10 protein-coding genes are annotated in these 5,254 nt (G+C 38.8%); all 10 read left to right on the top strand.

What is annotated here, in order from left to right; translation table 11 throughout:
* Window positions 1-910: 910 nt before the first annotated feature.
* Window positions 911-1,183 carry a hypothetical protein gene (locus ACUVXA_RS15930; protein WP_445872271.1) on the top strand — a complete coding sequence of 91 codons (273 nt, stop codon included), beginning with the start codon at window positions 911-913 and terminating at the stop codon, window positions 1,181-1,183.
* A 21-nt stretch (window positions 1,184-1,204) separates the two neighbouring features.
* The gene (locus ACUVXA_RS15925) at window positions 1,205-1,966 is read left to right on the top strand and encodes a transglutaminase-like domain-containing protein (RefSeq protein WP_445872270.1); all 762 of its coding nucleotides are present in this window, start codon (window positions 1,205-1,207) and stop codon (window positions 1,964-1,966) included.
* Complete coding sequence (locus tag ACUVXA_RS15920) at window positions 1,966-2,100, top strand: hypothetical protein (protein ID WP_445872269.1); 135 nt, start codon at window positions 1,966-1,968, stop codon at window positions 2,098-2,100. Before ACUVXA_RS15925 ends, ACUVXA_RS15920 begins: the two co-directional genes overlap by 1 nt.
* Window positions 2,101-2,121: 21 nt before the next feature.
* On the top strand, window positions 2,122-2,394 hold the full coding sequence (locus ACUVXA_RS15915) for a hypothetical protein (RefSeq protein WP_445872268.1): 273 nt from the start codon (window positions 2,122-2,124) through the stop codon (window positions 2,392-2,394).
* Window positions 2,391-2,663 (top strand): hypothetical protein, encoded by a 273-nt coding sequence (locus ACUVXA_RS15910; RefSeq protein WP_445872267.1) that lies wholly within the window; start codon window positions 2,391-2,393, stop codon window positions 2,661-2,663. The genes ACUVXA_RS15915 and ACUVXA_RS15910 overlap by 4 nt, the downstream gene beginning before the upstream one ends.
* Before the next feature lie 81 nt (window positions 2,664-2,744).
* Window positions 2,745-3,164, top strand: coding sequence for a transglutaminase-like domain-containing protein (locus ACUVXA_RS15905; protein WP_445872266.1), 420 nt, complete (start codon window positions 2,745-2,747; stop codon window positions 3,162-3,164).
* Between the two features lie 13 nt (window positions 3,165-3,177).
* Window positions 3,178-3,585, top strand: coding sequence for a YybH family protein (locus ACUVXA_RS15900; protein WP_445872265.1), 408 nt, complete (start codon window positions 3,178-3,180; stop codon window positions 3,583-3,585).
* 146 nt (window positions 3,586-3,731) lie between these two features.
* Window positions 3,732-3,935 carry a type II toxin-antitoxin system HicB family antitoxin gene (locus ACUVXA_RS15895; protein ID WP_445872264.1) on the top strand — a complete coding sequence of 68 codons (204 nt, stop codon included), beginning with the start codon at window positions 3,732-3,734 and terminating at the stop codon, window positions 3,933-3,935.
* Window positions 3,932-4,138, top strand: coding sequence for a type II toxin-antitoxin system HicA family toxin (locus ACUVXA_RS15890; protein ID WP_445872263.1), 207 nt, complete (start codon window positions 3,932-3,934; stop codon window positions 4,136-4,138). Before ACUVXA_RS15895 ends, ACUVXA_RS15890 begins: the two co-directional genes overlap by 4 nt.
* A gap of 66 nt (window positions 4,139-4,204) precedes the next feature.
* Window positions 4,205-4,753 carry a hypothetical protein gene (locus ACUVXA_RS15885; RefSeq protein WP_445872262.1) on the top strand — a complete coding sequence of 183 codons (549 nt, stop codon included), beginning with the start codon at window positions 4,205-4,207 and terminating at the stop codon, window positions 4,751-4,753.
* Window positions 4,754-5,254 lie beyond the last annotated feature (501 nt).

Below are 5,254 nucleotides of genomic sequence, written 5' to 3'. Positions count from 1 at the left end.
CCTTAATTATCAGTCTTTATTCCGGCATGGGCTTCTTTATATTTTATTTATCTTTCTTCATCTTTTTTGATCAGTTTAAGTCAATCCTATCAAGATTTTTTCATTTTTCCTTCGGTTTTCAAAAGATAGTGTGGAATAACAACGTTTACTGGGCCGCTGGATTACTATTTTTAATCATATTTTTTTATTTAATCCTTATTCGCTGGATAAGTAAGGACATTAAATGTCTCTTGAGTCCAATTATTTTTTACATATATTCTTTGGTTTTCCTTCCATTTCTCACAAGTATACCGATGCCTTATTGGTTATGGATTTTCTTCCCTTCCCTTATGATTTGGGTAATAGCTGGTCAAATTATTTTTTCGTTTCCGCGAGCAAGAATGGCAGAATTGATTGTATAAGAATCCGGAGAAAAAAAATGGAGAAAAAATCTCCGCTATTAATGCAATTATTCATTACGAATCTTCAATAATCCAAATTTCAGTAACAATCGCCGTTGGAATCTTCATAAGTTTATTTGTAGCCATTTTGAGCCTTTTGAAAGGCTCAGCTACCTATGAGGATATTATAGTCTGCTTCTTGCTGATCTTTTCATTACCAGGTTTGTGGACATTCCTTGGTTTTTTGGTATTTCTTTTTTTACAGGCCCAAAAAGCAGCAAGGCTGAGCGAATCACTTCAATTCTTTATTCGGGGAGAAATAAACCAGTTCAAATAAGAATGCTCCCGCTGGCATAAAAACGTATCGGAAAAAAAACGCACAGGCACATTGCATTAGGGGCAAAGTTAAATAATAGAATTTACAGGAATAATGCAAAAAGGACTGCCTAACAAGACACTCCAGCGGATGGCTTACAGCCACCGCTGACCTCAATCGTTAGGCTAATACATCATATAGGGAGGTGTATTGTATGAGGAAATTATTATTTTTAAACATTGTGATCATATTTTTATTTGGCTGTACAACTTACATTACTAAACCGAATAGAAGTTATCTTTACAACATTCCGTCTATAAACCAAGAGCTTCCTAAAATTGACAAGGAACAAATAATAATAAGAAAAAATAGTTTATCAGCAGTAGAAATAAGGGTTCATTCCCTTTTTGAAAAATTTTATAAAATCAATCCAAATCTTGCTTTTGAGGTTGGAAAATTACCTGAATTTCAAGACGAGATAAGCTAAAAAGAGGCCTTGGACCTTTAGATGATTATTAATCTATACCTTATTTCATCAGAGCAGGAAAGAAGGTATTTTGATGAAATGTTAAAAATTGGAAATCCAAAATATCGCAGATATTGTTCTCCATTACAGGCTTTATTTTGGTTAGGGGAAAGTGTCGATATAACAGGGGAAGAGAACCCTATTAGAAATTATTCCCTTGAAAAATTACTTGGTCAAGCATGGATTTTTGGTCCTGAATTTACAAGACAAGAAGCCATTTTAATTCTTCAAACAATGAAAAATAAAGAATTTGCAAAGAAATTACTCGAAGGATCGTACAATACCAGAGAATTGAACAAGATATTGAATATTATAAAATACGATTTAAATCTTTTTGAAGATAAGAAGATTTTTAAAGGGAAGGGGATTAATAGATGGAAAGATTTCAGGGAAGTTACAGAGAGGTTAAATAGTCCGGAATTAATCGATTATTATGAAAGAGCAAATTTTTCATATGTTAATTTACAGGGGAAAAATAACGAATACGACGTATTTTCCCGTAAATACGGAGATTGCGTTGGGGTGTCCTTGTTTACTGAATATTGCTTAAGAAAAGCTGGGTATAAAGCTTACATTGTCCGTGTGGTTAGCCCTACAGGAGTGTCAACAGGACACAGAGTGTGTTATTTTGAAGTAGAAAATAAAGGATACATCATGGATAACGGAAGCCCATATCCTAAAGGGATTGTGGAAAAGGAGGCATATTTAAAGTCCTGGGGTCCCATTATTGGGTATGGCCCGTGATGTCAATAAGGGATGATATTAAAACGGTTTTCATGGGCTTGGATTTGACTATTTGCCTTAAAAAAATCCAAGTTGATAGCCTAACAAATCACTCCAGCGGATGGCTTACAGCCACCGCTGACCTCTATCGTTAGACCTACAGAAAGAATAGCACCATGCGCCGATACGTTATTCCTATTTTTTTTAGTTTCGCCTTAATCTTTTTCTTCGCTGGCTGTACATCTCTTACCCGTACAAAACCGAATCAGCCTTATCTGGGACCGTTCCCAGACAAGTTCGCAGCATTGGGTCATAAAAACTCCCTGCTTGTAAAGGAGATAGGGAAACTGCCAGAAATCCAGGATGGAATTACAGCGTCTGAGGCTGTTGCCCTGGAAGTGATTGCAGAGCTCTATTTAAAAGATACTCATCGGTTTGAAATGGCTTGACTGAACTGTATCAAGAGGGTTACCCTGAAATAAGGAAATATTGCTCTCCTCTGCAAGCAATTTTCTGGTTGGCGGAGAATGGCGTTCTCGATGCGAGTCTTTTGGATAACTTTTCTCTCGAAAAGTTATTAAAAAAGGCTTGGATGGCATATGGACCACATTGCTTATCAAAAAATGAGATTTCTGAAATAATATTAAATTTAAATTTCAAAAAAGAGTTCTATTTGGTGAAAAAAAAGTTCGATAGTGATGAAGAAATACAAAAATAGATATTAGACGACTTTAAAAAAGATAAGACGGTATTTAATGAAAGGGGAAAAGCAATCATAGAACAATTTTTAGGGCGAGCGATGGATTGGCACAGGAAGCATACAAAAAGATGGAAGAATTTTGGGATTGTAACTGACAGATTACATAGCCCAAATCTGATAGCTTTTTATTTAGAAACACACTTCAAATATTCGAAAGATGTCAGCGAAGGAGGATGGACCCCTTCTCCTAGTTTAATTTTTTCCATGAAACGCGGGAACTGTTCACAACATGCAGCTTTTGCAACATACTGTCTCAGAAAAGCTGGATACCCTGCAAAAACCGTTCTCTTTGCAGGGTTTTACATAGGAGATAGAGGACAAACTGCCTCAGAGTTTAAGGATAAAGACGGCAAACTTTACGTGATGGATGCTACTCTCCGGGGATTCCATGGGATAAACGTTATTACTCCAAAAGAGGACTATGTAAAAATTTTACCTGAAATCCGAGTTCTTGACTAAGAGGAGGATAATTATGAAGAAATTATCGTTTATATATTTATTTGTGCTATTTTTTCTTCCACAGATCGTTTTCAGTAACCAGGTGGCAGAGGAGCAAATCAAAAAAGTCCTTTCTAACTTCGAGAAAAGTTGGAACAAGAGGGATTTAGAAGGTTTTATTTCATGTTTTCACAATGATGCAAGAATTATGACGGGTGGCGATAGGCGTTTTGTCTCTAAGGAGGAATATAAAAAAATAATTCCCCAAAGGTGGCAACAATGGGGAGAACTTAATTTCGAGAAGCCGAATATTGAAATCAGTGAATGTGGTAAAAAAGCAAAAGTTATTGTCACAGCAAAATTTAGTGTAATGGGGGTCAAATTTGTTTTCTATATGGTTCCTCAAGAAGACAGGTGGTTAATACTTGTTCAGGAATACTAACCAACAATAAGGGGGTCGGGGGTTATTCATGATTATTATCTTTAACAAAGATGAGAGACGCCTAACAAATCACTTCAGCGGATGGTTTGAAACCACCGCTGATTTCAATCGTTATGTGCTCTATAAAACACGAGTGAGGTGATTCCATGAAACTCAAAGTCATTATTCACGAGGCGGAAGAGGGAGGTTATTGGGCTGAAGTACCTTCCATTCCGGGCTGCGCGACTCAGGGCGAGACGTTTGACGAACTACTCGGAAACATCTACGAGGCAGTCGAAGGTTGCTTATCCGTGGATATAAAAGACGTCAAGGTAACAGAAAAAGACAGAGTCCTGGAAATCGCAGTGTGAAAGCCATTTCAGGGAAGGACTTCGCAAAGCTGCTCGAGAAGAAAGGCTGGGAATTGCGAAGAACGAAGGGAGGTCATCACATCTACGCCAAAGTGGGAAACCCCGCTCGAATCTCGGTGCCCATACATGGAAATAACCCGCTCAAGATTGGCTTGTTGAGACACCTCATGAAGATCGCAGGAATCGATGAAAGTGAACTGTAATGTAGAGCACATAACAACGCAATCGAGTCGGACTGGCCTTCCGCTGCGCTTCAGGCCAGCCGCTCATTGCGGTCGTTAGGCATGAAGGAAGAAGTTATGAGAGCAAGAATTACATATCTGATTCTATTCGTATTGGCCTTGAGTTTTCCATTCGCTTGCCAGACTACAACACCGAGAACCGAGGGAAATGTATCACCAGATAGTCTGGTGCCCAAGTTGGCTACAGTGGATGATGTCATCCAATGGAGTGAAAAAAATCTTTATTTCAAAAATGTCGATCCGTGGGATCCTGCTCCGGAAGTAACAGATGTCATAAAAGACGGTTATGGAGACTGTAAAATGCTTGCCGGTGTCGTCTCCGTATTGCTTGACTCTGTCGGTAAAAAGAATCTGATCATTGTCATAAAGAGTGGGAATTGGCATATGTTCAATGCATATGATGAAGATGGGAAATGGCGTGTTGTGAATAATGCAAGATTAGTGGAAAGGACATTTGCGAACCTCGATGAAATAAAAAGTTATTTTAAAGCAATTCGCTTTGAGAAAACCTTTAATAGTTATAAAGAATTTCGACGGTGGTTTAATGAGGAGATTTATCCAAGAGGGGGACGATAATCACATTAACATCCACAGAAGATCATGTGTGTATTTAATGAGGTCACACCTTCTCCAGACAGGGAGAGCGCCCGTTTAAAAAGGAGCATAAACGCATTGCCTAACAAGTCACTGCAGCGGATGGCTTACAGCCACCGCTGACCTAAGTCGTTAAATGCAAAATGAAAACAATAGAACAGAAATAAAGAAACCAAAATTCGGTGGGGCAATGAGCGCTGGTCCAAGTACCGGCATAGAGATCACGGGCCGGGGCGTCAGGACGGAATCCTGTTTTCAGGAGCGCCAAATCTCATTGCGACATTGTCCCACCCTTTGCTTCAGCCACAAAATGAATAACAAAACCCATTTAACAACCGCATGAACCTGACGCGGATTAGCCGCGTCAGGTTTTGGGCATGCGTGGTTGCCCGCGCAGGTTATGCAGGTCGTTAGGCGGGAATAAGACCTAAATTTATGAAGGAATTTAGGGACCATAAGGGTAGAACGATCCTGCTTTCAGAT

The organism is Candidatus Jordarchaeum sp., assembly GCF_052745115.1.
The sequence above is the reverse complement of the archived record's forward strand: the minus strand, read 5'-3'. Positions and strand labels throughout refer to the sequence as shown.

What these genes read in the sequence shown, in the direction of transcription:
- ACUVXA_RS15925 (WP_445872270.1), top strand. Translation starts at nt 1,205, where the DNA reads ATGATTATTAATCTATACCTTATTTCATCAGAGCAGGAAAGAAGGTAT.
- ACUVXA_RS15905 (WP_445872266.1), top strand. Translation starts at nt 2,745, where the DNA reads ATGGATTGGCACAGGAAGCATACAAAAAGATGGAAGAATTTTGGGATT.
- ACUVXA_RS15895 (WP_445872264.1), top strand. Translation starts at nt 3,732, where the DNA reads ATGAAACTCAAAGTCATTATTCACGAGGCGGAAGAGGGAGGTTATTGG.
- ACUVXA_RS15915 (WP_445872268.1), top strand. Translation starts at nt 2,122, where the DNA reads ATGCGCCGATACGTTATTCCTATTTTTTTTAGTTTCGCCTTAATCTTT.
- ACUVXA_RS15920 (WP_445872269.1), top strand. Translation starts at nt 1,966, where the DNA reads ATGTCAATAAGGGATGATATTAAAACGGTTTTCATGGGCTTGGATTTG.
- ACUVXA_RS15900 (WP_445872265.1), top strand. Translation starts at nt 3,178, where the DNA reads ATGAAGAAATTATCGTTTATATATTTATTTGTGCTATTTTTTCTTCCA.
- ACUVXA_RS15930 (WP_445872271.1), top strand. Translation starts at nt 911, where the DNA reads ATGAGGAAATTATTATTTTTAAACATTGTGATCATATTTTTATTTGGC.